Below are 26,010 nucleotides of genomic sequence, written 5' to 3'. Positions count from 1 at the left end.
GCCTGAGGGCTTCAAACGCGGCTCAGCGTTCGCCCATCGAGGCCTTCACCGCCTCGCCCAGCTCGATCACCGCCAGCGCGTAGTAGCTGCTCCAGTTGTAGCGCGTGACCACGTAGAAGTTGTCGGTGCCGGCCACGTAGCTGGACGGCGCGCCCGCGTTCTCCAGCTCCACCAGCGCCAGCTTGCCGGTGTGTTCCAGCGCGGGGCCTTCGAGCACCGCGCCCTTGGCGGTGAAGCTCGCCACGCCGAAGCTGGGCAGGATGTCGGGGGCGAGCAGTTCGTCGAGCTGTTCCCGGGTCTGTGCGGTGTCCAGGCGCACCGGGTAGTGCGTGGGCACGCCGGTCTGCCAGCCGAAGGCTTTGAAGTAGTTGGCCACCGAACCGATCACGTCGGCCTGGCTGTTGAACAGGTCGACCTTGCCATCACCGTCGAAGTCGATCGCGTATTTCACCCAGCTGCTGGGCATGAACTGCGGCCAGCCCATGGCGCCGGCGTAGCTGCCGAGGTAGCTCTGCGGGTCGGTGCTGGTGCGTTCGGCCAGGCTCAGGAATTGTTCGAGTTCGCCGCGAAAGAATTCGCTGCGCGCGGCCGCGCGCGGGTGGCTGGCCGGAAAGTCGAAGGCCAGTGTGGTGAGCGCGTCCATCACGCGAAAGTTGCCGGTGTGCTGGCCGTACAGCGACTCCACGCCGATCACCCCCACGATGAGGCTGGCGGGCACACCGTATTCCAGCTCCGCGCGCGCCAGCGCCTCGCGGTTGGCCTCCCAGAAGCGCTGGCCGGCGCGCAGGCGCACGGGTTCGATGAAACGCGCGCGGTACGCGGCCCAGTTCTTGGGCGTGCCGCTGGGCGCGGGTTGCATGAGGCGGATGACGGTGGGCACGCGCTGGGCCGCGCCGATGTGCTGGCGCACCCAGGCCGGGTCCAGGTCGCGGCGCTCGGCCAGGTCGGTGGCAAAGGCCATGGCGGTGGCGCTTTGCGCGTAGCTGTAAGCGGGTGTCTTGATGGACGCGGGGCGTGTCTTCGCGGCGGACTGCGCAAGCGCCGGGGCGTGCAGGCACAGCGCCAGGGCCGAAGATGTGAAGAGGAGTGCGATGGCGTTTTTCAACGGGGATCTTTTCGAGGCCAGGCCAACTGCCGGAACTCGCGTTGCAGCGTGGCCAGGGAAGGGGATGGGGCGGCGCCCGGGCGGGCATACCGCTGGGCTTCGAGTTGCAGCAGCCATTGTGCAATGCGCCGCGCGGCTTCGGTCTCGCCCCAGCGCTGGCGCACGCGTTGCGCGAGTTCGCGCGGTGGCGTGTGGTCGGCACTGGCCACGCCCAGGTCGGCGAGCCGGGTGCGGGCGCGCCGCAGCAGGCGCAGCCAGGGGTCGTGCTGCTGGCGCTCCCACAACGTCCAGGCCGCGCCGAGCAGGCTCACGAGGACCACCACGCCGATGAGCACATAGGCCAGGTCGGTCCAGCTCGGCGACTTGAAGCCGAGGTTCTTCAGCAGGTCGAGCTGGCTGCCCTGGGTGTAGTTCAGCACCCACTGGTTCCAGCGGTTGTTCATGGCCTCCCAGGCCGCGCGCAGCTGCGCTGCGAGGGTGGGGTTGAAGTTGCGGATCGCGCCCGCGAAAGCGCCTTCGGCAGCGCTCAGGCGTTGCAGCGAGCCGGTGCGCCCGGGCGCCACGGCCGAGGTCGGGTCCACGCGCACCCAGCCCAGGCCTTGTTGCCACACCTCGGCCCAGGCATGAGCATCGCGCTGGCGGACCGTCCAGAAGCCATCGATGCCATTGAGCTCGCCACCCTGGTAGCCAGTGACGATGCGCGCGGGGATGTCGAGCGCGCGCATGAGGATCACGAAGCTGCTGGCGATGTGCTCGCAGAAGCCCTGGCGGCGGTCGAACCAGAACTCGTCGGCTGTGTGCTGGCCGTACACGCCCGGCTCCAGGGTGTAGAGGTAGCCGCCGGTGCGCAGGCGCTCCATCACCGCCTGGACGAGGCGGGGCGTGGCCTCGGGGCCGCGGCCGTGTTCGCGCCGCAGCTGTTGCGCGAGTTCGAGCGTGCGCGGGTTGAAGCCGGGGGGCAGGGCCACCTGTTCCTGCAGCGCCAGCACCGGCTCGAGCGGGCCGTGGCGAAACGTGGTGTGGCTGATCGCGCCGTAGCGCACCAGTTGGCCAATGGGCCGGTCGGTCAGCCATTGCAGTTCGGGCGTCATGCGCACGTTCATGCCGGGCACCTGGGGTGCCTGCTCAGCGGCTTCGAGCAGGAACAGCCAGGGGCGTTGGCTGGGCTCCATCGTCACTTCGTAGCGGATGGGGTCTCCCGCCACGGACAGCTCGCTTTGCAGCGCCCGGCGCCCGGGAAACTCGGCGCGGCTGGGGCGCCATTCGACGCCATCGAAGCGGCTCAGTACCGGGCCACGGAAGTAGAGCTCGGCCTGGGGTGGCGGGTCGCCTTCGAAGCGCACGCGCAAGGCAATGCCGTCGTCCAGCACGAGTTCGGCGATCTGGCCCACGCGCATGGTGCTGGAGAGGCCGCTGCGGCCCCGGTCTTCGCCCGGCACGCCCCACAGCGGCGAGAAGCGCGGGAACAGCAGGAACAGCACCAGCATGATCGGGGCGCCCATCGCGGCCATGCCCGCGGCGATGCGCGCGGCCTGCCACAGCGAAGGCCGGCCCACCGGCATGTGGGCATTCACCAGCGCGGTGAGCAGGCCCAGCAGCGCGATCAGAATGCCCGCCGCCGTGAGCAGCGACTGGGAGTAGAAGAAGTGTGTGAGCAGTGTGAAGAAGGCGAGGAAGAACACCACGAAGGCGTCGCGCCGCGCGCGCATCTCCAGCGTCTTGAGCGCGAGCAGCACGACCACGAGCGTGACACCCGCGTCCTGCCCGAGCAAGGTGCCGTGCGTGGCCCAGGTGGCCATCAGCGTGATGAGCAGCAGGCCCAGGCGCCAGGGCCAGTTGGGCAGTGGCCGGCCGCGCAGCGTGAGCGTGGTGCGCCAGAGCAGCACGCCCGCGGTGAGCGTGCTGCACCACCAGGGCACATGGGGGATCTGCATCACGGCCACCCAGGCCACGACGGCCAGCAGGAACAGCGTGTCGCGCGTGTCGCGCGGCAGGGCGGAGAGGGCGGTTTTCAGCACAGCGCGAGAGTTTCCAGGCAGCGAGCGCGGTGGGTTGGGCCCTGGTCCGGCGCGATCTCACGACCCGGCACGCGCAGGCCGAAGTCCAGTCCAAGTCGATCCGCCATCAGCACCCAGGCGGTCAGGCGGGAGAGCCGCCCTTCGAGGTCGCCGGCTCCGCATTGCGCATGGTCGAGCCAGAGTTGCTGGCGCTGGGTGGAGAGTGCGTCGCGGCTCACGAGTTCGTCGCGCCCGGCGGCAAAAGCCTGCGCGGCCTTCTTCCACACCACCGCCTTGATCGGGTCGCCCCGGCGGTAGGCGCGCACGCCGTCGAACTCGCCCGTGCTCTGCACGCGCGCGCTGCCCGAGCTGCCGGCCTGCGGTTCGCCCGGCGGCAGTGGCGGGGGCGCGCTTTCCGGTTCTGGGTAGACCAGCACGGTGGACGCGGGGCGCCAGACCGTCCAGACGCGGAAGGTGCCCAGCGGAAACAGGGTGAACGCGTGGAGCGCGGGCAGCGCGTGCTGGCCGCGCGCGGGCACCGGCCAGCTCACCTGCAAGGTCGTGCTGGCTTGCGCGGGCACGTCCGTCCAGGCCAGAGGCGCGTGCGCGAGGTTCGCACCGATCACGCCCATGCCGATGCCATGGCGCGTGCGCTTGCGCTCGCTGCTCAGGCGGATCTCCAGCACGGCGGCCTGGCCCGCGTGCACCGGCTCGGGCGGGTTCAGGTGCAAGGTGAGGCCGCGCAGATTGGCGTGGCACATGTGCATGCCCGCCACCGCGCTGCCGGCGAGCAGAAAGGTGAGCAGGTAGCCCAGGTTGAGCTGGTAGTTGATGCTGGCCACGAGCAGCAGCAAGAGCGTGAGCGCGAGCATCCAGCCTGCTCGCGTGGGCAGGATGTAGACGTTGCGCTGGGTCAGGGTGAGCGTGTCGCGGCGCGGCAGGCGGTTGTGCCACCAGGTCCGCAAACGCGCGCGGAACTTGTTCACGGTAGAGGCACAGCCTCGATCAGAGCGCGCACTTGTTCCACCGGGCCGCGCCCCGCGTCTCGAACCGGCGTCAAACGGTGCGCCACCGTCTGCGGCAGGATGGCGGCGATGTCGTCCGGTGCCACATAGTCGCGCCCGCTCAGGTAGGCCTGCGCCTTGGCCGAGCGCACCACGGCCAGCGCCGCGCGCGGCGACAGGCCCTGCGCGAACCAGCGCCCGCTGCGCGTGGCGGCCACGATGTCCTGCAGGTATTCGAGCACCGGGTCGGCGGTGTGCACCTGGCTCACCGTGTGCTGCAGCGAGGCCAGGTCGGCGGGCGTGAGCGCGGGGCGCAGGTGGTCGAGCATGTCGCGCCGGTCCTGGCCGCGCAGCAGTTCGCGCTCGGCCGCACGGTCCGGGTACCCGAGCGAGAGGCGCATGTGGAAGCGGTCCAGCTGCGACTCGGGCAAGGCGTAGGTGCCCAGCTGATCGTGCGGGTTCTGCGTGGCGATCACGAAGAAGGGCTCGGGCAGGTGGCGCGTCTCGCCTTCCACCGTCACCTGCTTTTCTTCCATGGCTTCGAGCAGCGCGCTTTGCGTCTTGGGGCTGGCGCGGTTGATCTCGTCGGCGAGCAGCACCTGGGCGAACACCGGGCCGGGGTGGAACACGAAATCTTCGCGGCCGCGTTCGTAGATCGACACGCCCACCAGGTCGCTGGGCATGAGGTCGGCGGTGAACTGCACGCGCGAGAACTGCAGCCCGAAAGAGCGTGCCAGTGCGTGCGCGAGCGTGGTCTTGCCCACGCCGGGCACGTCCTCGATCAACAGGTGCCCTCCCGCGAGCAGGCAGGCCACGCAGTCCGAGACCTGCTGCGGTTTGCCCACGATCACCGTGTTAAGCTGGCTCAGCAGCAGTTGGATTCTTGTGTCGGCTTGCATGCCGCGAACCATACCGTAAAACCGCCATGGGCCAGGCCACCGGGTACTTCACGCACAAGGCGTTCTGGAAGCACGAAATGGGCACCGGTCACCCGGAATGCCCCGCGCGGCTCGACGCCATCGAAGACCGCCTGCTCATCAGCGGGTTGGACATCGCGCTGGAGCGCCGCGAACCCACGCCCGCCGCCTTGAGCGACCTCGAACTCGCCCACGGCCGCATGTACCTCGCGGCGCTGCGGGGCTTGAGCGAACAGCTGCGCGAGGACATGGCCGCCGGTGGCCCGAGCCACGCGCAGGTCGACCCCGACACGTCCATCAACACCCACAGCTGGGAGGCGGTCCTGCTGGCCGCGGGCGCGGCCCTGGATGCGACCGATGCCGTGATAGCCGGCGAACTGGCCAATGCGTTCTGCGCCGTGCGCCCACCGGGCCACCACGCCATGCGCGACAAGGCCATGGGCTTCTGCTTCGTGAACAACGTGGCTGTGGCCGCCAAGTACGCGCTGGAGCGCCATGGCTTGAAGCGCGTGGCCATCGTCGACTTCGACGTGCACCACGGCAACGGCACCGAAGACATCGTGGCCGGCGACGAGCGCATTCTCATGTGCAGCTTCTACCAGCACCCGTTCTATCCAATGGGCGAACACTCGGCCGCCAGCAACCTGTGCAACCTGCCGGTGCCGGCCTACACCAAGGGCATGGAGATCCGCGAGCTGATCGACATGATGTGGATGCCCCGCCTGGAAGCCCACCAACCGCAGATGATTTTCGTGAGCGCGGGCTTCGACGCGCACCGCGAGGACGACATGGCGCAGATGGGCCTGGTGGAGCAGGACTACGCCTGGATCACCGAGCGCATCCGGGAAGTGGCGCAGCGCCACGCCCAGGGCCGCATCGTGAGCTGCCTCGAAGGGGGTTATGCGCTCAGCGCGCTCGGGCGCAGCGTGGAGGCGCATGTGAGGGTGTTGGCCGGGGTGTGATCGCATCGCCGGATAATGTTCCGATGACCGAGCCGACCACGCCAACCCCACCGTCCGCCGAGCCGGTGCTGCTGTCCTCGCGCGATGCGCGCGGCGTGCACACCCTCACGCTGAACACGCCGCGCAGCTTCAACGTGTTGTCCGAGGCCATGCTGAGTGCGCTGCAGCAGGCGGTGGACGCGGTGGCGGCCGACCCGCAGGCGCGGCTGGTGGTCATCGCCGCCCACGGCCGCGCCTTCTGCGCCGGCCACGACCTCAAGCAGATGCGCGCCACGCCCGAGCTGGGCTACTACCAGGCGCTGTTCGCGCAGTGCTCGCGCCTCATGCTCGCCATCCGCAAGCTCGAAGTGCCGGTGATCGCGCGTGTGCACGGCCTGGCGACCGCAGCGGGCTGCCAGCTCGTGGCGCAGTGCGATCTCGCGGTGGCGAGCGACAACGCCACGTTTGGCGTCAACGGCATCGACGTGGGACTGTTCTGTGCCACGCCGGGTGTGGCGCTTTCGCGCAACATCCTGCCCAAGCAGGCCATGGAAATGCTGCTCACGGGCGACTTCATCCCGGCCGACGAGGCGCGCGCGCGGGGCCTGGTCAATCGCGTGGTGTCCCCCGAGGCGCTCGATGCCGAAGTGGCCGCGCTCGTCGATCGCATCCTGAGCAAGCCGCGCGAGGCCATTGCCCTGGGCAAGACCCTGTTCTACCGACAGCTGGAAACCGGCATCGAATCGGCCTACCAGCTCGCGGGCCAGACCATGGCCTGCAACATGGCGCACGGCGTGGCGCAAGAGGGCGTGCAGGCCTTCATCGAGAAGCGCGCGCCGCACTGGCGCAGCTGACGCACGACTTTCGCTCCGAGTCCACGTCTTTCTTCTTTCCGACATGACCGCATACCGCCGCCCCCAACCCATCGACGATTTCGGACTCTGGATCGAGGGCTTCAAGCAACCCGGCGTCCTGGTGGAGATCGCGGCCTTGGCGGTGTGCGTCGCGCTGGCCTGGGGCTTCAGCAAGCTGCTGCGCAATGCCTTGCGCATGCAGGACGACCCGTCTTCGGTGCTCTTCGGGCGTAGCGTGGTCGATGGCGCGATGTTCCCGCTGGTGTTGCTGCTGCTGGCCTATGTGGCGCGTGCCATCGTCTTCAAGTTCCTGCCGATGACGGCGTTCAAGGTGGCGATTCCGGTGCTCGTCGCGCTGGTGGTCATCCGCGTGGGCGTGAAGGTGCTGCAGGCGGCCTTCACCACCGCACCGTGGGTGCGCGTGATGGAGCGCACCATCTCCTGGGTCGCCTGGCTGGCGATGGTGCTGTGGGTCAGTGGGCTGCTGCCGGTGGTGCTGGCCGAGTTGGGCGAGATCACCTGGAAGATCGGCTCCACCACCTTGAGCCTGCGCACGCTGATCGAAGGTTCGGTCACGGCGGGCGCGGTGATGATCCTGGCGCTGTGGTTGTCGGCTGCGATCGAGAAGCGCTTGCTGCGCAAGGCCACCGGAGGTGACCTGTCCATGCGCAAGGCGGTGAGCAACGCCACGCGCGCCCTGCTGCTTTTCGTGGGCCTCATCGTCGCGCTCTCGGCGGTGGGCATCGACCTGACCGCGCTCTCGGTGTTCAGCGGCGCGATCGGCGTGGGCATTGGTTTCGGCCTGCAGAAGCTCGCCTCCAACTACGTCAGCGGTTTCGTGATCCTGGCCGAGCGCCGGCTGCGCATTGGCGACAACGTGAAGGTGGATTCGTTCGAGGGCCGCATCCTGGACATCAACACACGCTACAGCGTGATCCGTTCGGCGGCGGGCCGCGAGTCCATCGTGCCCAACGAGTTGATGGTGATCAACCGGGTGGAGAATCTGTCCACGGCGATCACGCGGGTGTGGCAGACCTCGGTGGTCACCGTGGCCTATGGCAGCGATGCGGAGCTGGTGAGCCGCTTGCTGCTGCAGGCGATCGACGAGCAGGAGGCCGCACTGAAGGAACCGGCGCCGCAGGCCTCGCTCTCGGCCTTCGGTGCCAACGGCCTGGAATTCACCATGGCCTACTGGATCAACTCGGGCGACGCGCCGGTGCAACTTCGCCTGCTGTCGCAGATCAACAACCGCGTGTTGCAGATGCTGCAGGAGAACGGGATCGAGATGCCGTATCCCCAGCGCGTGCTGCACGTCAAGGACATGCCGGCGCTCGCTGCCGCGCAGGCTTCAGCGGGCCATGAGGCTGGGTAGCCAAAGCGAGAGCGCTGGAAACGCGATCAGGATGCCCAGGCGCACGACGTCGGCCATCACGAAGGGCCACACGCCCTGGAAGATGTGCTTGAGCTTCACCTGCGGCAGCAGCGAGTTCATCACGAAAAGGTTCATGCCCACGGGCGGCGAGATCATGCCGATCTCCACGATGGTCACGATCAGCACGCCGAACCACACCGGGTCGAAGCCCAGTCCGGTGATGACGGGGAAGAACACCGGAATGGTCAGCAGCACCATCGACAGCTCTTCCATCACCAGGCCGAGCGTGACGTAGATCGCCATCATCACGACCACCACCAGGATCGGGTGCGGGCTGAACTGCAGCAGGAAGTCGCGCAGGTCGCCCGGCATGCTGGTGAAGTTGATGAAGCTGGTGAAGATCATCGCGCCGATCAGGATGGTGAACAGCATGGCGGTGGTGCGCGTGCTCTCCACCAGGATGTCCATCAGCACGCGCGGCGTGAGCGCGCCGCGAAAGAGCGCGAAGAAGAAGGCCCCGCAGGCGCCCACGCCCGCGCCCTCGGTGGCGGTGAAGAAGCCGCCGTAGATGCCGCCGATCACGAGCGCGAACAGCACCGCCACCGCCCAGATGCCGCGAATGGCCGCGAGGCGTTGTGCCCAGCTGTTGCGTTTCGCGGGCGGGCCGGCCAGCGGGTCGCGCCAGGTGACGTAGACCACGGCCAGGCACAGGCAGGCAACGGCCACCAGGCCAGGCAGGACGCCCGCGATGAACAGCTTGCCGATGTCTGTCTCGGTGATGATCCCGTAGATCACCATGATGGTCGAGGGCGGAATCAGGATGCCCAGCGTGCCGCCCGCGGCGATGGAGCCGGTGGCCAGGGTGTCCTTGTAGCCGTGGCGCTTCATCTCTGGGAAGGCCACACGCGTCATGGTGGCGGCGGTGGCGATCGAGGAGCCGCAGATGCAGCCGAAGCCGCCAGAGGCGATGACGCTGGCCATGGCCAGCCCGCCCTTGCGGTGGCCCACGAAGGCATTGGCCGCGCCGTACAGTTGGCGCGCCATGCCGGCGCGCGCGACGAAGTTGCCCATGAGCACGAACAGCGGGATGACCGAGAGCACATAGGCAAAACCGGTCTCGAAGATCACCTGGCTGGTGCTGGCGAAGGCTGGATGCCAGCCGCGCATGAGACCCAGGCCGACCAGACCCGCGATGCTCATGGCCAAGGCCAGCGGAACGCGCAGAAAGGCGAGCGCGAAGACGGCGAGGAAGCCCAGGGTGGCTTCGATCATGGTGCGGCCCCCGGGTCGTCGAACCGGGCTGGCGGCGGGTGGTGCGGCGAGGGAACCGGCACCGGGAAGAACACGAACAGCAGATGCACCAGGGCGGTGACGCCCAGCATGACGGCCATCATCCAGGCCACGGGGGCGATGGAGAGTTGCAGGTGCACGGTGGTATCACCGTACTCGGCCAGGCGGTCGGCACGGGTGGTCATGAGGTAGCCCAGAAAACCGAAGCCCAGCGCGCAGACCAGGTGCACCACACGCGCCTGGATGTCGCGCACCCAGTCGGGCAGGAAGCTGTCGAGCGAATCGAACACCACGTGCTCATTGCGCCACGACACCATGGGCAGCGCGCCGAAAATCACGATGACCATGAGGATCTCGGTGAGCTCCAGGCCACCGGGCACCGAGTGGTTGAAGAAGCGCCGGCCGGTGACGTCGACCAGGGTGAGCCACATGATGGCGAAGAGGGCCATGGCGGCCATGAGACCCGCGGACCAGAGCAGGATGCGTTCCAGTGTCTTGAGCATGAAGGGGGCGCCTTGATGTGAAAAGGCCGGCGGGGCAGTGCGCGATGGACTGCCCCGCCGGCCCTGCTGCCTGGCGTGTTTACTTCACCTTCGCGATTTCGGCGCGGAACTCGGCCAGCACCGCCTTGGGGTCCTTCAGGCCCTTGGCCTGTGCGGCTTCGGCCCACTTGTTTTCGAGCGCGGCCTGCTTGTCTTTCACCGCCTGCACGAAGGCCGCGTTGGCCTCGATGCGCGTGACACCCTGGGTTTTCTGCAGTTCGCGGCTGGAGGCATCCACGCGGTCCCAACCCTCGCCGAAGATGCGCGTGGCGGTCTCGCCGGAGATCTTGTCGACCACGGCCTTGTCCTGCGCGGACAGCGCCTTGTACTTGTCCTCGTTCATCATGAAGACGAAGCTGGTGTTGTAGAGGCCGCCCGGAAACGTGGTGGCGTGCTTGACCATGCTGAGCTTGAACGAGGCCACCGACTCGTCGGGGAAGAAGGTGCCGTCCATCACGCCGGTGGAGAGCATTTCGAACGACTCGGGCGCGGGCTTGAGCGTGGTGTTCCAGCCCATGGCCTTGGAGAGCTCGTTGATGTTGCCCCCGCCGATGCGGAACTTCAGCTTGGCCGCATCGGCCGCGCTGGTCACCGGCTGCTTGACGGTGAAGATGATGCCGGGGCCGTGGGTGAACACGGCCAGTGTCTTCACGCCGCGGTGCTCACCTAGCGGTGCGAAGTGCTTGCTGTAGATGCGCTGGTAGGCCAGCGAGGTGGCGGTGGCGCTGTTGCCCAGGAAGGGGAACTCGGCCACCTGCGTGTTGATGAAGCGCCCCGGCGTGTAGCCGTCCACGGTGTACGAAATGTCGGCCAGGCCGTCACGCACCGCGTCGAAGGTGCCGGGCGCGGCGGCCACGCCCTTGGGCAGGATGTTGCATTTCATGCGCCCCGCGCTTTCCTTCTCCAGCAGGTCGCACCAGCTCTTCTGCGCCATGCTCAGCGTGTGGGTAGGCGGCACCCAGCTGGAGGCGGTGAACACGGTCTGGGCCGACGCCGCGCCCGAGAACAGCACGGCGGTGGACAGGGCGGCAGCGAACACAGGGCGGGTTTTCATGCGGTGACTCCGTGGTGGTGGAATGCTGACGCGGCCCAATATACGGAACTCGCCCCCATCGCGATCCCCAGACTTACCCGAATTCGCCGACCACCTGGTTTGTCAATGGCTGTGGTGGCGGCCGTTGGGTAAACGCGGCTTCACTTGCGCGCCGGCAGCGCCACCCCATGGGGCGTGCCCAGTCGGTGGCGGGGTGTGCCCCTGGGTGCCAGACCCGACTCGAGCGTGAACAGCATGCGCGCGCCGGCGGCCAGTTGCTGGTGGGGCGGCAACTCGCGCAGGTCGCCGAACAGGCGCAGCGCGTTCTCCGGCGGGTTGACCGCGCGCGCGGCGATGTACCACAGGCGAAAGATGTGCAGCTCGTCCGGCAAGGGCGCCTGGGGGAGCAGGTTCATGACGGCGGTGAACAGGTAGTCCGCCGCGCTGTTGTCGAGCGACTTGTCGGCGCGAGAGGTCCGGTGTTCGCTGTGCCAGACCGGGCTGTGGATGAGGCGCTGCAGGCGCCGCGCGCGGCCCAGGCCGCGATCGGTCTGCAGCGCGGGCTCCCAGGCCCGCACCGGATCGTCCAGGCCGGCGTGGGTCGACGTGGCCGCGGCCAGTTCGACCGCCACCGCTTGCACGCGCTCGGGTTCCTGGCGGCTGAACAGCATGCGCACGGCGCCGCCGATCTGGCGCATCGAGGTGATCAGGTGCTCGGCGTCGCGCGGGGTCGTCATGCTGCGGTACTCGTCGTGGGTCAGAACGGGCGGTGCGAGGTCGGGGCGGCCCGCGGGTTCTGGCGCGTCAGAGACGGTCGCGACCGTCCTGCACCACGTGCTGGGCAGGTGGGTTTCGGTTCTGGCGACGGGGGAGGCATTCATGGGACTTCTGCGTAGGGGATTCAAAACGTGAGGGCAGGTTAGCGGCGTGCACCGCGCGGCTCAAACGCTTTAACAGTGGCTTAACAGAGTGCCTGCCGCGCGTGCGGCAGGGTTCACGTTCAGCCGTGGGCGGCCTGCTCGGCGGGCGCCGGGTACGGGCTCTGCGCGAGCGTGAAATGGAACGTGGCGCCATGCCCCGGCTGGCTGCGCACCCCGATGCGCGCGCCGTGCCGCTCGATCACGGTGCGCACGAACACCAGGCCCAGGCCCACCCCGCGCGTGGTGCGCTGGTGGGGCTCCAGGCGCGCGAACTGCTGGAACAGCGCGTGTTGCTGTTCCTGCGTCATGCCCGGTCCCTCGTCGCTCACGCTGAGCTGCCAGCCGTCCGGGGTGTGTTGCACGGCGCATTGCACGCGCGTTTGCGCGCCGCCGTACTTCACCGCGTTGTCCAGCAGATTGACGATGGCGCGGGTCAGCAGGCCGCGGTCGGCCTCGCACAGGGCGGCTTGGTCGGGCCGCTGCACGTCCAGCCGCACCTGGCGCGCCTGTGCCTGCGGCCACACTTCGTCCACGGCCTCATCGAGCAGATCGGTGAGGTTTACCGTCTGCAGGCGGTACGCGCTGGACTCGGCCCTGGCCAATTGCACGAATTCCTCGGCCAGGTCCAGGGTGCGGCGCGCGTGGCGCTCGATGCGCCCCAGGGTCTCGGCGGGCATGGGTTGTCCGGGCTGCAGGCGCTGCAACTCCAGCAGCGCCAGGATGGAAGCCTGGGGCGAACGCATGTCGTGCGAGATGAAGCGCAGCGCCACGTCGCGCTGGCGCTCGGCTTCGCGAATCGGCGTGATGTCAACCAGGCTTGCGATCCAGCTCGTGGCCGTGCCGTCGGTGTTGAAGCACGGCACGAAACGCACCAGCAGGTCGCGCCCGGACGCATCGCTCGCCTCCGAGCCCCAGGGTTGGGGGGGGCCGTGCAATCGGGCCAGATCGAACACCGGTGTTTGCGTGCCCACGCGGTGCACGCCGTCGAGCAACGCGCTCAAAGGGGCGCAGCGCAAACGGGTCACGCTTTGCTTGTGGAAGTAGCGGTAGGCCGCCTGGTTGGCCACCAGCACGTGGCCCTGGGGGTCGGCGATGAGCGTGGCGTCGGGCAGGCTGTTGAGCGTCTCGCTCACGAAACGGTTCAGGTTGCGCAACTGCTGCGACGCGTTTTCCAGCGCGTCGATATGGCGGTCGAGCACGTCGCCCGAGCGCGCGGTGGGCATCATGGTGGGCAGTTCGCGGCGCGTCTCCATGCGCTGGAACTCTTCGATCAGGTAGCCCATGGCGGCGCGCAGGCGTCGCCACACCCACAAGGGGTAGGTGAGCAGCACGCCGAGCAAGCCGGCGATGGGGGCGACTTGCAGCCCCACCAGCGACGGCGCCACGGCCGCCCCCGCCAGCGTCAGCACCCACAGGCCGGCGCAGGTCAACAGCGATGCGGTGGGTGCCAGCAGCAGCACCGCCAGCAGCGCGAAGGCCACCGGCACCACGCAGAACAAGGCGTTCTGCCACCCGTTGGCGCGCTCCAGCCGCTGGCCCTGCAGCAGCGTGTTCATCAGATTGGCCGCGATTTCCACGCCGTCCATCAGCTCGCCTTCGCCCGAGCGGGGCGTGGCATAGGCGTCTCCCATGCCGGCCGCGGTGGCGCCCACCAGCACGTACTTGCCGGCGAGTTTCTCGGGCGGCACCCGGCCCTTGAGCACGTCGACGTACGAGACATGTTCGAAGCTGCCGGGCGGGCCGGCGAACGGAATCTGCAGCCAGTGGTCGCGCTGCCAGGTGTCGGCGTATTGCGGGGCGGGCGCGCGCGTGCCGGGCAAAGGTTCGGGCAAGGTGGCACCGCCCACGCGCAGCAGCGCGACGGCGAAGTGCTCCCACCATTCCGAGCCGTGGCCTTCGCGCAGGAAGCTGCTGCGCGCGATGCCGTCGTTGTCGATTTCGAGGTGGATGTGGCCGATCGCGGCCGCCTGTTCGGCCAGGATGGGCGCCGGTTTCATGCGCGTGAGCGTGCCCGCGCCCTGCTGGTCCATCAACGCCAGGGGCAGCACCACTTTGCCGTTGCGCGCGATGGCTGCGGCCAGCAGCGCGTCATCGGCCGTGTCGGATGGGCTGGGCTCGACGAGGATCAGGTCCAGCCCCACCGCGCGTGGTTGCGCGGCGGTGATGCGGTCGAGCACGGCGGCATGGAAGGCGCGCCGCCAGGGCCAGCGGCCGATGTCGGTGAGACTCTTGTCGTCGATCGCCACGATCACGATGTCGGGCGACACGTCTTGCTGGCTCAGCCGGGCCAACTGGTCGGTGAGCGCGAGGTCGATGTGTTCGAGGGTGCGCGAGCTGCTCAAGGCCACGACCAGGGCCAGCAACACGGCCGCCAGCAGACCCCACTCGAGCCAGCGCTTTCGCGGGCGTTGCGCGCGTGCGGGTGGATCTTGCCACTGGGACTGTGTGGAGTCGGTCGGTTGTGTGTTCAAACGGGCATCAACGAGCGCCCGGTTGCACGGGCTGTCCATCGGATGAGGTCAGCGGCTGGGCGTCCGTGGTCGCGATGTGGCGGTGTACCTCGAAGCGCTGCGGATCGGTCCATCGGCCTTCCAGTCCATCGGCGGCGATCTGCCGCACCCGCACATGGTACGTGCCCGCGGGCGGCATGGCCCGCGTGTACACCGGCTCGCTCAGTTGGCGCTCGTCCACCAACTGGGCGAACGCGGCATCGCGCGCCACCTGGATCTGGTGCCGCCATGGGCCGCCAGTGCTTGCGCCCCAGACGATGTGCAAGGTGGAGGTGTCGCCACTGCGCAGACGGGGAGCGGCTGGCACGGGGGGCAGGGCGACCCGCTGGAACGACAGCGGCGCGCTGAACGGACCCTGGTCACGTGCGCCTTTGGCATCGCGATCGACCGCTGCCACGCGCCAGAAGTAGGTGCCCGGCACCGGGACCGATACCGTGTGGCTGCACGTGCCGAGGTCGGCGGACTGCGCGACCAGATCGGTGAAGGCCGCGTCGCGCGCGACCTGGAAACGGTAGCGCAGCTGCACATCGCCCTGGGTGCATTGCAAGACCACGTCGGGCGAGCTTGGCCGGGCGCCGGACGGCGGCTCGCGCAGCAGCGGTGCTTGCGGGCGCGCATTGACCACGACCCGGCGCACGGCTTCCTGGCCCGGGATGCCCCGGCCGTCCACGGCGCGCACGGCCAGCAGGTAGTCACCATCGTCCAGCGCGGTGAACCGGGCCAGGGGTTGCGCGAAGCTCGCATTGCGCACGACGCCATCGGCCACGTCACCGCTGGCGATGCGCACCTGCCATGCGCTCGCGTGGGCATCCTGCGGCCAGCGAAGCTCGATGATGGAGATGTCTTCCAGCACGTCCGGCAGGCCGGACAGGTCGGGGGCCGCGAGCAAGGGCATGACGGAGAAGCGCGACCCCGGCGTGTTCGCCAGATGCGCGCCTTCACCGGCCTGCACCATCGCCTGTTCCTGTGCTGCTGCCAGCGAGCGGACCTGGATGGCGCCTTCGCGCACATCGCCGATGAACGCACCGCCTTCCCCCACGGCCACGCCAAACGTGGTGCCGCGCACCCCCCCGACGGCCAATGGCGTGCGCACTTCAAAGCGGCTGCCCTTGGCGCGCTGCGGCTTGGCGGTCGCATCGACACGGCCGCGTTCGAGTTGCAGTTCGGTCTGCCCCTGCCCCGAGCCGGGCGCGTGGCGCAACTCGCGAAGCTGAACCTGTGTGCCTGCGGCCAGGCGCACGACCGAGCCATCGGCCAGGCGCAAGGTCACGAAGCCGTCGTCCCCCACATCGACGTGCGCGCCTTCGTCCACCCGAGCGCCCACCGCGAGCGGTGCGGCCTGGCCGCGCACGCGGGCCTGTCCTGCCACATGCAGCACCTCGGCTGGCGCCGGCTCCGCGCGCAGCAGCGCGGCCGGGATGCGCAATACGCTACCCAGCACCAGCCGGCGCGGGTCGGCCACCTGGTTGTGCCGCTGCAGCGCGCGCCATTGGGCGGGGTCGTCCAGATAGCGTTGCGCGAGGCTGTAGAGGTTGTCGCCCGGTTGCACGGTATGGATGCGGTCCGGCGATTGCGCCAGGGCCGGCAGGGCGACGCCGAGAAGGGCCAGGGCCAGCAGGCCCGAGAAACGGTGAGGCGGGACGCGGATCACTGGACTACCCTACGCGCTGCGCACTGCGGGGCTGAGCGCCTTCGGAGCGGCTGTGCGGCGCTCATGGCGATCGCCGCTCCGTGGGAGAGGCCTCCTGTGCCAGGTCTTCGAGGCGGTACCCGTGGTTGTAGACCGACACCAGTTTGTAGCCGGTGTCGGCGCGCAGGCGCAGCTTGCTGCGCACATGCGACATGTAGACATCGAGCGAGCGCGAGGAAATGTCCGCGCCCATCCCCCAGACGCCCTCGATCAGATGCGCGCGCGACAGCAAGCGTCCGAGGTTGCGGAACATCGTGAGCGCGAGGTCGTATTCCTTGGTCGTAAGGGAGACGATCTCCTCCTCCTCGAGCCACACGCGGCGGTCCTGGAGCTGGAAGCGGTACGGACCCCAGGCGATTTCCGACGGGGGAGGCGTGTGGCCGCCCCGGCGCAACAAGGCCATGATGCGCGCGCACAGTTCGCCGACGCGGGCGGACTTCACCATGTAGTCGTCGGCGCCGCTGCTCAGGCCTTCGATGATGTCGCGCTCGTCGCTGCGGTTGGTCATCATGAGGATCGGCACGGGCGCCAGGGCCATGCCGCGGATGGCACGGATCACATCGGGTCCGGGAATGTCAGGCAGTTCCCAGTCCACGATGAACAGATCAAACGTTTCGCGCGGCAGCACGCGCATCAGCGCGTTCGCGTTTTCGAACAAATGGCAGTCGTGGCCCATGGACACGACGACAGCTTTGAGCAGATCCAGTTGCGCGGGGTCGTCATCTACGGCGGCAATGCGCATGGGAGGGACAGTAAGGCAAGGAGTAAGAGTATGAAATTGTTTGTACGAATATATCGATGCTTCCATTGAAGCACAGCCGATTTGACAATCTATTAAGAATTGACTTGCCCGAACGGCCGCTGCTTCGTGCATGTGTGTTTTGCAATGTGCAATCTTCGCCGAATGGCGGACCACGGGTGAATCAAAAAAGCACGATCGTTCGATTAAGATGCCCTGTGGCGCCCGGCTTTGGCAGGGGGTCCGGGGGGCAGAGATCGCCGACATACAATCTTTGAGTTGACGTGCACGTCAATTCGACAAGCCATTTTTCAAACAGCAGGAGCTAGCCAACATGAAGGTCATCGTCCCCGTCAAGCGCGTGGTGGATTACAACGTCAAGGTGCGCGTGAAGAGCGACGGCAGCGGTGTGGACATCGCCAACGTCAAGATGAGCATGAACCCGTTCGACGAGATTGCGGTCGAAGAGGCGGTGCGTCTGAAGGAGAAGGGCGTGGTGACCGAGGTGATCGCCGTTTCCTGCGGCGTGGCGCAATGCCAGGAAACGCTGCGCACGGCGATGGCCATTGGTGCGGACCGCGCGATCCTGGTGGAGACCACCGAAGAACTGCAACCGCTGGCCGTGGCCAAGCTCTTGAAGGCCTTGGTCGACAAAGAACAACCGCAACTCATCATCCTGGGCAAGCAAGCCATTGATGACGACTGCAACCAGACGGGGCAGATGCTGGCGGCGCTGGCCGGTCTGCCGCAAGCCACGTTTGCGTCCAAGGTCGAAGTGGCCGACGGCAAGGCCAACGTGACGCGCGAAGTCGACGGCGGGCTGGAGACGCTGGCGATCACGCTGCCGGCGGTCATCACCACCGACCTGCGGTTGAACGAGCCACGTTACGTGACGCTGCCCAACATCATGAAGGCGAAGAAGAAGCAGCTGGACATTGTGAAACCCGAAGACCTGGGCGTGGATGTGAAGCCGCGCATCAAGACCTTGACGGTGAGCGAGCCGCCCAAGCGCGGTGCGGGCATCAAGGTGCCCGATGTGGCCACCCTGGTGAACAAGTTGAAGACCGAAGCCAAAGTGATCTGAGGACAGAAAGAAATGACCGCACTCGTTATTGCTGAACACGACAACGCCTCGATCAAAGGCGCGACCCTCAACACCGTGACCGCCGCAGCCCAATGCGGTGGCGACGTGCACGTGCTCGTGGCCGGGCACAACGCGGCCGAAGCGGCCAAGGCGGCCGCGGCCATCGCTGGCGTGGCCAAGGTGATCCACGCCGATGCGCCGGGCTTCGAACACGGCCTGGCCGAGAACGTGGCCGCGCAGGTGCTGGCACTCGCGGCCAACTACAGCCACATCCTGTTCCCGGCCACGGCGAGTGGCAAGAACGTGGCCCCGCGCGTGGCCGCTGCGCTGGACGTGGGGCAGGTCAGCGACATCACCAAGGTCATCAGCGCCGACACCTTCGAGCGCCCGATCTACGCGGGCAACGCCATCGCCACGGTGCAGGCCACCGACGAGAAGAAGGTGATCACGGTGCGCACGACCGGCTTCGACCCGGCCGCGGCCAGCGGTGGCAGCGCGGCGGTGGAAACCGCCACGGCCGCACTGGGCGAAGGCAAGAGCTCCTTCTTGGGCAGCGAGATCGCGAAGAACGACCGCCCCGAACTCACCGCCGCGAAGATCATCGTCTCCGGTGGCCGTGCGCTGGGCAGCAGCGAGAAGTTCAACGAAGTGATGACGCCCTTGGCCGACAAGCTCGGTGCGGCCATCGGTGCCAGCCGCGCTGCGGTGGACGCGGGCTATGCGCCCAACGACTTGCAAGTGGGCCAGACCGGCAAGATCGTGGCGCCGCAGCTCTACATCGCCGCCGGCATCTCCGGTGCCATCCAGCATCTGGCGGGCATGAAGGACAGCAAGGTGATCGTGGCGATCAACAAGGACCCGGAGGCACCGATCTTCTCGGTGGCCGACTACGGCCTGGAGGCCGACCTGTTCACGGCCGTGCCGGAATTGGTCAAAGCGCTCTGAGCTCTTGAAAACCACAAGGGCATCGTTCGCGATGCCCTTTTGTCTGCCTTCCTGAAATCCGCGAATACGAGACGATCATGAGCTACACCGCCCCCCTCAAAGACATGTTGTTCAACATCGAACACCTGGCCCGCATCGACCAGGTGGCGCAATTGCCTGGCTTCGAAGAGGCGGGTCTGGAAACCGCGCAAGCCGTTCTGGAGGAATGCGCCAGACTCAACGAAGGCGTGATCGCGCCGTTGAATGTGGACGGTGACACCAACCCTTCGTCTTTCAAGGATGGTGTGGTCACCACCACCCCGGGCTTCAGGGACGCGTACCAACAATATGTCGATGGTGGTTGGCAGGGCCTGCAGCACCCGACGGACTTCGGTGGCCAAGGTCTGCCCAAGACCATCGGCGCGGCCTGCGGCGAAGTGATCAACAGCGCCAACATGAGCTTTGCGCTGTGCCCCATGCTGACCGATGGCGCGATCGAAGCGCTGATGACGGCGGGCAGTGACGAGCTCAAGGCCACCTACCTGGAGAAGCTGGTGAGCGGCCAATGGACCGGCACCATGAACCTCACCGAGCCACAGGCTGGGTCCGATCTCGCGGCGGTGCGCAGCCGCGCCGAGCCGCAGCCCGATGGCAGCTACAAGGTGTTCGGCACCAAGATCTTCATCACCTACGGTGAGCACGACATGGCCGAGAACATCGTGCACCTGGTGCTCGCGCGCGTGAGCGGCGCGCCCGAAGGCGTGAAGGGCATCAGCCTGTTCGTGGTGCCGAAGTTCCTGGTGAACAAGGACGGCTCGGTCGGCGCGCGCAACGACGTGCATTGCGTGAGCATCGAACACAAGATGGGCATCAAGGCCAGTCCGACGGCGGTGCTGCAATACGGTGACGGTGGTGGCGCTGTGGGCTACCTCGTAGGCCAGGAAAACCGCGGCCTGGAGTACATGTTCATCATGATGAACGCGGCGCGTTACGCGGTAGGCGTGCAAGGCATCGCGATCGCCGAGCGCGCGTACCAGAAGGCCGTGGCATACGCGAAGGACCGCGTGCAAAGCCGCCCGGTCGACGGCTCGCTGAGCGCGGCCGCACCCATCATCCACCACCCCGATGTCAAGCGCATGCTGATGACGATGCGCGCCTTCACCGAAGGCTGCCGCGCCATGGCCAGCGTGGCCGCCGCCGCCTACGACGCTTCCCACCACCACGCCGATGCCGATGTGCGCAAACAGAACGCCGCGTTCTACGAATTCCTGGTGCCGCTGATCAAGGGCTACAGCACCGAGATGAGCCTGGAAGTCACCAGCCTGGGCGTGCAGGTGCACGGCGGCATGGGCTTCATCGAGGAGACGGGCGCGGCGCAGTACTACCGCGACGCCAAGATTCTCACCATCTACGAAGGCACGACCGCGATCCAGGCCAACGATCTGGTCGGGCGCAAGACCGCGCGCGACGGCGGCACCGGCGCCAAGGCGATCGCGGCGCAGATCGAGAAGACCGAAAGCGAACTGGCCCAGCGCAGCAGCGCCAACGCCAAGGCCGTGCTGAAGCGTCTGAAGGCCGCGCGCCTGGCCTTCGTGGACGTGGTCGAGTTCATCGCCGCGAACACCAAGTCCAATCCCAACGCGGCGTTCGCGGGCAGCGTGCCGTACCTGATGCTCGCCGGCAACCTTGTGGCGGGCTGGCAGATGGCGCGCGCGCTCATGGTGGCGGAAGACCTGTCCGCCAAGGGACAGGACAAGGCCTTCATGGACGCCAAGATCACCACCGCCCGTTTCTACGCCGACCACATCCTCAGCCGCGCGCCGGGTGTGCGCGACGCCATCGTGGACGGCGCCGAGGCGGTGACCGCACTGGCCATCGAATCGTTCTGATCTGCCCCCCACCGGAGACCCCATGACCGCACCCGCTCGCAGCCTGCCACCCGTTCTCAAGAACCTGAAGTTCCCGGTGATCGGCTCGCCGATGTTCATCATCAGCACGCCTGCGCTGGTGATCGCGCAGTGCAAGGCCGGTGTGGTGGGCTCGATGCCCGCACTCAACGCGCGTCCCGCATCGCAGCTCGACGAGTGGCTGGCCGAGATCACCGAGGCGCTCGCCGCGCACGACAAGGCGCACCCGGACAACAAGGCCGCGCCTTTTGCCATCAACCAGATCGTGCACAAGAGCAACGACCGCCTCGAGCACGACATGCAGCTGTGCGCCAAGTACAAGGTGCCGATCGTCATCACCAGCCTGGGCGCGCGCGAAGACGTGAACCAGGGCGTGCACAGCTGGGGCGGCATCGTGCTGCACGACGTGATCAACAACCTGTTCGCGCACAAGGCGATCGAGAAGGGGGCCGACGGCCTGATTCCCGTGGCCGCCGGCGCGGGAGGACACGCCAGCGTGAAGAGTCCGTTTGCGATGGTGCAGGAGCTGCGCCAATGGTTCGGCGGTCCGATCGCGCTCTCGGGAGCGATCGCCTCCGGCGGCGCGATCCTCGCTGCCCAGGCCATGGGCGCGGACCTGGCCTACATCGGTTCGGCCTTCATCGCCACCGAGGAAGCGCGCGCTGTGGAGGGCTACAAGGAAATGATCGTGGCCTCGGATTCCGACGAAATCGTCTACAGCAACTTCTACACCGGCGTGCACGGCAACTACCTCAAGGGCAGCATCAAGAACGCCGGCATGGATCCGGACAACCTGCCCCAGAGCGACCCGAGCAAGATGAACTTTTCCACCGGCGAAGGTGCCAACGCGGCCAAGGCCTGGCGCGACATCTGGGGCTGCGGCCAGGGCATTGGTGCGATTCAGGAGGTCTTGCCCGCCGCCGATCTGATCGCGCGCTTCAAACGCGAATACGCCGCGGCCAAGGCGCGAATCTGCGCCAGCTGACCTGCCCGAGCCGCGCGACAGACGCGATGGCCACGGCAGAGCCGGCATTTCTGCGCAGCGATGAATGGCGCCACGTGCTGGCGCTCTACGGCCGCCCTGGCGTCGCACAGGCCTGCCTGCTGCTGCAGGACCGACTGGGCGTGGATGTCGTGGTGCTGCTGCATCTCGGGTATGTGGAGAGGCAGCGCCAATGCCCTTTGCAGGCAAGCCATGTCAACGCCGCCGATGCGGTGGTGCGGGATTGGCGCGAGCAGGTGCTGCGTCCGCTGCGGCGCGTCGCGCGATGGCCAAGGACGATCCTCGGACGCAGGCGCTGAGAGCGGCCATTCAAAAAGCCGAGCTGGCCGCTGAGCAGCAGGCGTTTTCCCTCCTGGCCGCGATGCCGGTCGGGGCCGATGCGCCAGTGCCCGCAGAGGGCGTTTCCGCGACCCGGTTGGTCGTGATGGCCTACGCGCAACGCGGTGGCCGAAGCGCGGATGCGCACCGGGCCGAGGTGCAGCCCGCCATTCGGTCGCGGGAACGGGCCTGGGCGGACAGCCGTCCGTAACCCGCGGCTGGTGCAGGGACCTCTTGGGGCAAGAGGTCCATATTTGTCTGCACAAAGACCTCCCCTTCTTCGCAGTTTCAAAGGCGCCTTCTGTGAGCGTGTCCTGGTGTCTCCCGCCCTGCGATGGCTATTGATGGAAAAGCATTCCCACCCTCCATCGAAGCCGCTTCCAGGCGCGCGTTCGCCCCATTGACAAGCTTTTTTCAACTTGTATAGTCCGGACAATTAAATACTGACGGAGACGACATGCAAGGTGTGACCAGCCTCTCGGCTGCGATTGAAGAAGCCCAGGCCCACGACGATCTGCTGCGCATCACGCGCGAGGCCGATCCCTACCTCGAAGTGGCTGCCATTGCGCGCACCACCGATGCGGGCCCGGTGGTGGTGTTCGACAGATTGCGCGGCCATGAAGGCCAACGCATCGTCACCAACGTGTTCTCTGACCGCAAGCGCATTGCGCGCTGGTGCGGTGTCGAGGCGGTGGATCTGCCGCGCCGCATCGCACACGCCGCGCTGAACCCGATTCCCTCGCGCATCACGGACCAAGCCGCGAGCCAGCAGAACGTGATCACAAGCGGCATCGACCTGTTCAAAACCTTGCCCCTGGCGCAGCAGACCAAGGACGACGCGGGCTGCGTCATCACCGGCGGCCTGGCCCTGGTGCGCGACCCCGACACCGGCGCCTTCAACGGCTCCTACCACCGCATGCGCGTGCTGGGCCCGAACCTCACCTGCATCACGATTCAGGCGGGCCGCCATTTGTTGGAGATCGCGCGCAAGTTGCGCGCGCGTGGCGAGCGGCACATTCCCATCAGCGTGAACATCGGCGCCAGTCCGGCGGTGCTGTTGGCCTGCTCTGGCAGCACCCAACAGACCTTGACGCCCCTGGGCTACGACGAACTCGGCATGGGCGGCGCCCTGCAAGGGCAGGCGGTGGAAGTAGCGCCTTGCAAGACCCAAGAAGGAGCCTGGAGCCTGGCCGAAGCCGAGTACGTGCTGGAGGGCTACATCGACACCGACCGGCTGACCTCCGAAGAAGACTCGGGCAAGGACGGCGAGAAAGGCATGATGCCCGAGGCCGGGGGCTACATGGGGCGGGCCTGGCGCGTGTGGGAATTCAACGTGACCGCCATCACCCACCGGCACAACCCGGTGTACTGGTTCCCGTTGGCGGTGAACGCCGAGACCACCAACCTGATGGCGCTGCCGGCCGAAGCCTCGGTGTTCGACGCGTGCCAGCGCATCAGCCCGCGCGTGTTCGACACCTGCCACGTGTTGCAGGGCATGCGCGGTTGCCTGGGCGTGGTGATCCGCATCAACCGCAAGAGCTTTCGCGACGAGGGCCTGCAGAACAACCTGGCTTTCGGCGCGCTCTCGGCCCACTCCGATCTGGGCTGGGTGATCGCGGTGGACCACGACATCGATCTGACCAACGCCGACGACGTGATGTGGGCCGTGATCACCCGCTCCGACATGCGCGAGGGCCTCATGCTCTCGCCGCGCGCCAAGGTCAGCGGCATGCTGGCCGAGGGCGATGCCGCCGGCACCGGGCGCAAGGTCTACATCGACGCCACCGCGCCCTTCACCAAATCGGACCGCTACCAGCGTGGCGTGTTCGAGAACGTGGCGATCGAAGACTGGATCGGCGCCGAGGCCGCCGCCCAACTGCGCGCGCGCCAGCCCGACTACGTCTCGTCGCTGCTCGCGCGCCGCTACTGAACCCGTCCCGCGTCGGCCGACGCATCCGCAACCCGAAAGGCAAGCACATGAGCGATCCCTCCAACCCCTCAAAGCCAGCCAAGCCGTTCAACTGGGACAAGTTCCAGGGGAACATGGGCTACACCGACGAGCAGATGGCCGAGTTTCGCGCCGACGACCGCCGCCGCCGTGCCGCCGAAGCTCTGCCGGAGGCCAACCGCCGCACCGTGGTCGCCACCGTCGTGGCCAGCCATGGTTGCGCAGCCGGCTTCAAGGAAGGCGACCGCATCGAGGTGAGTGCGGCCGGTGTGGTGAAGTCCTGCAACGTCTGCATCTACGCCGTGGCGCCCATGACCATTCACGCCGCGATGGCGCACGACCGCATCACCGAAGGCTTGAATCCCGACGGCATGTGGTTCAACTCCTTCAGCTGCCAGGACGCGGGTTTCTGCAACGGCAGTTGGGGGCAGGTCAGCTTCAAGGTCAGCGTCGAATGACGGCGACCCGTGCCAGCGTCAGGCGGCGCGTCGTGGTCGGCATCTCCGGGGCCAGCGGCAGCGCCTATGGCATCCGCTTGCTGGAGATGCTGCGCGCGGTGCCCGATGTGGAAACGCACCTGGTGGTCAGCCGCTCGGCGCGCCAGACGATGCAGCTGGAAACCTCGATGTCGATCGAGCAGGTGGAAGCGCTGGCAGACGTGGTGCATTCCAGCGTGGACATCGGCGCGTCGATCTCCTCGGGCTCGTTTCGCATCCATGCCATGGTGATCGCACCGTGCTCGATCAAGACCATGTCCAACCTCGCCTGGGGCAACACCGGCGAGCTGCTGGCGCGCGCGGCCGATGTGGCTTTGAAGGAGCGCCGCCGCGTGGTGCTGATGCTGCGCGAGACCCCCCTGCACGTGGGGCACATCGAGAGCATGTTGCGCGTCTCGCAGGCCGGCGCGATCGTGTTCCCGCCGGTTCCGGCGTTCTACAACCGGCCGCAGAGCGTGGCCGACATCGTGGACCACAGCGTGATGCGCTGCCTCGACCTCATCGACATCGACTGCGAAGCCGCGCCGCGCTGGGGCGAAACCAGCCGCGCGCTGCTGGCCGCCGCCACACGACCGATCACCGACAACACCACCCAAGGACTGCCCCATGAATGACGTGTGCGAAGAGAGCCCCGCGATCGACTACGACGACCTGGTGAACCGGCTCACCCAGCGCCTACGTCTGCGCACCGCGCCGCTGGCCCTGCAGTTGTTCGAAACCGTGGACGAGATGAAAAGCATCAAGGGCATTCGCTGGCCTGCGGCCGGTGTGCGCTTGTCGATGTGCCAACTCGTTGGGCAGGCGCGCTGGTTGGGTTGGACGCTGGGCGTGACGCACGAGAACGTGCCGGCCAACAGCAACTGCGGTGGCGTGATGGGCCTGAACGCGCCGGGCACCAAGTACCTCGATGGCAGCATGTTCCATGGCGTGTGGTTCGCCACGATCGAAGCGTCGCGCGAGCACCAGGCGAGCATGCCGCGCGTGCCGCACGGCAAGTACGTGGGCGTGGTGCTCTCACCGCTGGCCACGGGTCGTTTGAAGAAGCCCGACACGGTGCTGATCTACGCCACGCCGGGCCAGATGGTCACGCTCATCAACGCCTTGCAGCACCGAAGCTATGTGCGCTACCAGTTCGGCACCACCGGCGAGTCGGCCTGCGCGGACAGCTGGGGCGCGGGTCTGGCCACCAAGGAGCCGAGCCTGGCCATTCCCTGTTTTGCGGAACGCAAGTTCGGCGGTGTGCAGGACGACGAAATGCTCATCGCGCTGCAGGTCTCGCACCTGCAGGAAATCGCCACCGGGCTGGACTGGCTGGCGGGCAATGGCATCCGTTACCCCATCGCGCCGTATGGCATCCAGTGCGACCCGGCGGCCGCGTTCCAGGTCAGCTACGCGGGCAAGCTCTGACCTCAAGC

24 protein-coding genes are annotated in these 26,010 nt (G+C 67.4%); 13 read left to right on the top strand and 11 right to left on the bottom strand.

Annotation, left to right across the window (positions count from 1 at the left end):
• Window positions 1-22: 22 nt before the first annotated feature.
• Genes mltB through F9K07_RS20560 form a run of 4 tightly spaced genes read right to left on the bottom strand, consistent with a single transcriptional unit; the run spans window position 23 to window position 5,005 of the window.
• The gene (gene mltB, locus F9K07_RS20575) at window positions 23-1,105 is read right to left on the bottom strand and encodes a lytic murein transglycosylase B (protein WP_201451611.1); all 1,083 of its coding nucleotides are present in this window, start codon (window positions 1,103-1,105) and stop codon (window positions 23-25) included.
• On the bottom strand, window positions 1,102-3,123 hold the full coding sequence (locus F9K07_RS20570) for a transglutaminase family protein (protein WP_442907339.1): 2,022 nt from the start codon (window positions 3,121-3,123) through the stop codon (window positions 1,102-1,104). The genes mltB and F9K07_RS20570 overlap by 4 nt, the downstream gene beginning before the upstream one ends.
• On the bottom strand, window positions 3,117-4,088 hold the full coding sequence (locus tag F9K07_RS20565) for a DUF58 domain-containing protein (protein ID WP_159595197.1): 972 nt from the start codon (window positions 4,086-4,088) through the stop codon (window positions 3,117-3,119). Before F9K07_RS20565 ends, F9K07_RS20570 begins: the two co-directional genes overlap by 7 nt.
• Window positions 4,085-5,005, bottom strand: coding sequence for an AAA family ATPase (locus F9K07_RS20560; RefSeq protein WP_159595196.1), 921 nt, complete (start codon window positions 5,003-5,005; stop codon window positions 4,085-4,087). Before F9K07_RS20560 ends, F9K07_RS20565 begins: the two co-directional genes overlap by 4 nt.
• Window positions 5,006-5,031: 26 nt before the next feature.
• Between F9K07_RS20560 and F9K07_RS20555 the strand changes: the two genes are divergently transcribed.
• Genes F9K07_RS20555 through F9K07_RS20545 form a run of 3 tightly spaced genes read left to right on the top strand, consistent with a single transcriptional unit; the run spans window position 5,032 to window position 8,190 of the window.
• Complete coding sequence (locus tag F9K07_RS20555; RefSeq protein ID WP_159595195.1) at window positions 5,032-5,985, top strand: histone deacetylase family protein; 954 nt, start codon at window positions 5,032-5,034, stop codon at window positions 5,983-5,985.
• Between the two features lie 23 nt (window positions 5,986-6,008).
• The gene (locus F9K07_RS20550) at window positions 6,009-6,818 is read left to right on the top strand and encodes an enoyl-CoA hydratase (RefSeq protein WP_159595194.1); all 810 of its coding nucleotides are present in this window, start codon (window positions 6,009-6,011) and stop codon (window positions 6,816-6,818) included.
• A 43-nt stretch (window positions 6,819-6,861) separates the two neighbouring features.
• Window positions 6,862-8,190, top strand: coding sequence for a mechanosensitive ion channel family protein (locus F9K07_RS20545; RefSeq protein ID WP_159595193.1), 1,329 nt, complete (start codon window positions 6,862-6,864; stop codon window positions 8,188-8,190).
• On the opposite strand, the gene F9K07_RS20540 is transcribed toward F9K07_RS20545, so the two are convergent.
• From F9K07_RS20540 to F9K07_RS20510, 7 genes are all read right to left on the bottom strand, one after another.
• Window positions 8,167-9,462: a TRAP transporter large permease gene (locus F9K07_RS20540; RefSeq protein ID WP_159595192.1), complete on the bottom strand. Its 1,296-nt coding sequence runs from the start codon at window positions 9,460-9,462 to the stop codon at window positions 8,167-8,169. The genes F9K07_RS20545 and F9K07_RS20540 overlap by 24 nt on opposite strands.
• A complete protein-coding gene (locus tag F9K07_RS20535) occupies window positions 9,459-9,983 on the bottom strand; it encodes a TRAP transporter small permease (RefSeq protein ID WP_159595191.1) in 525 nt (174 codons plus the stop codon). The genes F9K07_RS20540 and F9K07_RS20535 overlap by 4 nt, the downstream gene beginning before the upstream one ends.
• A 79-nt stretch (window positions 9,984-10,062) precedes the next feature.
• Window positions 10,063-11,076 carry a TRAP transporter substrate-binding protein gene (locus tag F9K07_RS20530; RefSeq protein WP_159595190.1) on the bottom strand — a complete coding sequence of 338 codons (1,014 nt, stop codon included), beginning with the start codon at window positions 11,074-11,076 and terminating at the stop codon, window positions 10,063-10,065.
• A 140-nt stretch (window positions 11,077-11,216) separates the two neighbouring features.
• A complete protein-coding gene (locus F9K07_RS20525; RefSeq protein WP_159595189.1) occupies window positions 11,217-11,936 on the bottom strand; it encodes a hypothetical protein in 720 nt (239 codons plus the stop codon).
• Window positions 11,937-12,055: 119 nt separating this feature from the next.
• The gene (locus F9K07_RS20520) at window positions 12,056-14,446 is read right to left on the bottom strand and encodes a CHASE2 domain-containing protein (RefSeq protein WP_159595188.1); all 2,391 of its coding nucleotides are present in this window, start codon (window positions 14,444-14,446) and stop codon (window positions 12,056-12,058) included.
• A gap of 7 nt (window positions 14,447-14,453) precedes the next feature.
• Window positions 14,454-16,136, bottom strand: a complete 1,683-nt coding sequence (locus tag F9K07_RS20515) for a FecR domain-containing protein (RefSeq protein ID WP_159595187.1) — start codon at window positions 16,134-16,136, stop codon at window positions 14,454-14,456.
• A 61-nt stretch (window positions 16,137-16,197) separates the two neighbouring features.
• Window positions 16,198-16,917 carry a response regulator transcription factor gene (locus F9K07_RS20510; protein WP_159595186.1) on the bottom strand — a complete coding sequence of 240 codons (720 nt, stop codon included), beginning with the start codon at window positions 16,915-16,917 and terminating at the stop codon, window positions 16,198-16,200.
• Window positions 16,918-17,248: 331 nt separating this feature from the next.
• On the opposite strand from F9K07_RS20510, the gene F9K07_RS20505 reads away from it, so the two are divergent.
• The 10 genes from F9K07_RS20505 (at window position 17,249) to F9K07_RS20460 (ending at window position 26,002) form a co-directional block, all read left to right on the top strand.
• The gene (locus tag F9K07_RS20505) at window positions 17,249-17,998 is read left to right on the top strand and encodes an electron transfer flavoprotein subunit beta/FixA family protein (protein WP_159595185.1); all 750 of its coding nucleotides are present in this window, start codon (window positions 17,249-17,251) and stop codon (window positions 17,996-17,998) included.
• A gap of 12 nt (window positions 17,999-18,010) precedes the next feature.
• A complete protein-coding gene (locus tag F9K07_RS20500; RefSeq protein WP_159595184.1) occupies window positions 18,011-18,943 on the top strand; it encodes an electron transfer flavoprotein subunit alpha/FixB family protein in 933 nt (310 codons plus the stop codon).
• Between the two features lie 77 nt (window positions 18,944-19,020).
• Entirely contained in the window at window positions 19,021-20,811 is a 1,791-nt protein-coding gene (locus F9K07_RS20495) for an acyl-CoA dehydrogenase (protein ID WP_159595183.1), read from the top strand.
• Between the two features lie 22 nt (window positions 20,812-20,833).
• Window positions 20,834-21,814 (top strand): NAD(P)H-dependent flavin oxidoreductase, encoded by a 981-nt coding sequence (locus F9K07_RS20490; RefSeq protein ID WP_159595182.1) that lies wholly within the window; start codon window positions 20,834-20,836, stop codon window positions 21,812-21,814.
• Window positions 21,815-21,840: 26 nt separating this feature from the next.
• Window positions 21,841-22,131 carry a TIGR02444 family protein gene (locus tag F9K07_RS20485; RefSeq protein WP_159595181.1) on the top strand — a complete coding sequence of 97 codons (291 nt, stop codon included), beginning with the start codon at window positions 21,841-21,843 and terminating at the stop codon, window positions 22,129-22,131.
• Window positions 22,098-22,361, top strand: a complete 264-nt coding sequence (locus F9K07_RS20480) for a hypothetical protein (RefSeq protein ID WP_159595180.1) — start codon at window positions 22,098-22,100, stop codon at window positions 22,359-22,361. The genes F9K07_RS20485 and F9K07_RS20480 overlap by 34 nt, the downstream gene beginning before the upstream one ends.
• A 246-nt stretch (window positions 22,362-22,607) precedes the next feature.
• The gene (locus F9K07_RS20475; RefSeq protein ID WP_159595179.1) at window positions 22,608-24,080 is read left to right on the top strand and encodes a UbiD family decarboxylase; all 1,473 of its coding nucleotides are present in this window, start codon (window positions 22,608-22,610) and stop codon (window positions 24,078-24,080) included.
• A gap of 47 nt (window positions 24,081-24,127) precedes the next feature.
• A complete protein-coding gene (locus tag F9K07_RS20470) occupies window positions 24,128-24,556 on the top strand; it encodes a hypothetical protein (RefSeq protein WP_159595178.1) in 429 nt (142 codons plus the stop codon).
• Window positions 24,553-25,209: a UbiX family flavin prenyltransferase gene (locus F9K07_RS20465; RefSeq protein WP_159595177.1), complete on the top strand. Its 657-nt coding sequence runs from the start codon at window positions 24,553-24,555 to the stop codon at window positions 25,207-25,209. The genes F9K07_RS20470 and F9K07_RS20465 overlap by 4 nt, the downstream gene beginning before the upstream one ends.
• Window positions 25,202-26,002 carry a DUF169 domain-containing protein gene (locus tag F9K07_RS20460; RefSeq protein WP_236581382.1) on the top strand — a complete coding sequence of 267 codons (801 nt, stop codon included), beginning with the start codon at window positions 25,202-25,204 and terminating at the stop codon, window positions 26,000-26,002. The genes F9K07_RS20465 and F9K07_RS20460 overlap by 8 nt, the downstream gene beginning before the upstream one ends.
• The last annotated feature ends 8 nt before the right edge of the window (window positions 26,003-26,010 follow it).

The sequence above is a fragment of the Hydrogenophaga sp. BPS33 genome (genome assembly GCF_009859475.1).
Taxonomy (GTDB): Bacteria; Pseudomonadota; Gammaproteobacteria; order Burkholderiales; family Burkholderiaceae_C; genus Hydrogenophaga.
The sequence above is the reverse complement of the archived record's forward strand: the minus strand, read 5'-3'. Positions and strand labels throughout refer to the sequence as shown.